Here is a 1,456-nt window from a genome sequence, read left to right on the forward strand (position 1 = left end):
CTCACCGAGGTACTGCGCCAGGCGGCCGACCACCAGGGCACGGCGCTCGTGGAGATCTACCAGAACTGCAACATCTTCAACGACGGCGCCTTCGAGGTGTTGAAGGACAAGGAGACGGCACAGCAGGCCGTCATCCGGCTTGAGCACGGCAAGCAGATCCGGTGCGGCGTTGACGACCAGAAGGGCGTCGTGCGCGACGCGCTCACCGGCGATCTTCAGATCGTGGACGTGACCGAGGAGAACCACGCGCAGGTGCTTGTGCACGATGCGCACGCCTCTTCGCCCACGACCGCCTTCGCGCTCTCACGGCTCGCCGACCCGGACACACTGCACCACACGCCGATCGGTGTCCTGCGGTCGGTCGAGCGGCCGGTGTACGACACCCTCATGTCGGACCAACTGGCTGCTGCGGTCGAGCGCGACGGCAAGAGTGATCTGGGGGCGCTGCTCTCCGGTGGCGACACCTGGACGGTCGACGGATAGCAGCGAATACCCGGCCATGTCCCGAGGCCGGCGAACTCACCATCCCAGAGGGGCGCTTGTACCACAGTCTCCGCTCCGTCCACGGATACGGGAGTCGTCCCGCACAGGATCGGATCGGGCCGGTGTTCGGCCGGTGTTCAACCACAGAAACCCATGGAACGAGGCCGGACCGGCGATCCGTCGCCATTCCGGGCCGCGGGAGCGGTTCTCCGCTGTCCAAGGTCTCAGAAGCACCACTGAGTAATCCCTTTCCGTTCCTTCTCCCAGGAGGAGATTCGCTGTGACCATCACCCCGCCCGCCCTGAGCGTGTTCGAGACCCTTGAGTCCGAGGTGCGCAGCTACTGCCGCGGCTGGCCCGCCGTGTTCGACCGTGCGCAGGGCAGCCACCTCCACGACGAGGACGGCCACACCTACCTCGACTTCTTCGCCGGTGCCGGATCGCTGAACTACGGGCACAACAACCCCGTGCTGAAACGCGCTCTGATCGACTACATCGAGCGTGACGGCATCACCCACGGCCTGGACATGGCCACCACCGCCAAGCGTGCGTTCCTGGAGTCGTTCCAGAATGTGATCCTGCGGCCGCGTGACCTGCCCTACAAGGTCATGTTCCCCGGCCCGACGGGCACCAACGCGGTCGAGGCGGCGCTGAAGCTGGCCCGCAAGGTCAAGGGCCGCGAGGCGATCGTCTCGTTCACCAACGCCTTCCACGGCATGTCGCTCGGCTCGCTCGCGGTCACCGGCAACGCCTTCAAGCGGGCCGGCGCCGGGATCCCGCTGGTGCACGGCACGCCGATGCCGTTCGACAACTACTTCGGCGGCCAGGTCCCGGACTTCCTGTGGTTCGAGCGGCTGCTCGAGGACCAGGGCTCGGGTTTCAACAAGCCCGCCGCCGTGATCGTCGAGACGGTCCAGGGCGAGGGCGGCATCAACGTGGCCCGCGCCGAGTGGCTGCGCGCCCTGCAGGACCTG

At 66.9% G+C, this 1,456-nt stretch carries 1 protein-coding gene and 1 pseudogene; both read left to right on the forward strand.

What is annotated here, in order from left to right; genetic code table 11:
• Positions 1–483, forward strand: a pseudogene (locus tag ACWD01_RS37435) (2-oxoacid:ferredoxin oxidoreductase subunit beta); the annotation flags it as partial.
• A 280-nt stretch (positions 484–763) separates the two neighbouring features.
• On the forward strand, positions 764–1,456 hold a 693-nt coding region (locus tag ACWD01_RS37440; RefSeq protein WP_451168452.1), incomplete at its 3' end, for an aminotransferase class III-fold pyridoxal phosphate-dependent enzyme.

This window comes from Streptomyces sp. NPDC002835 (genome assembly GCF_053591995.1).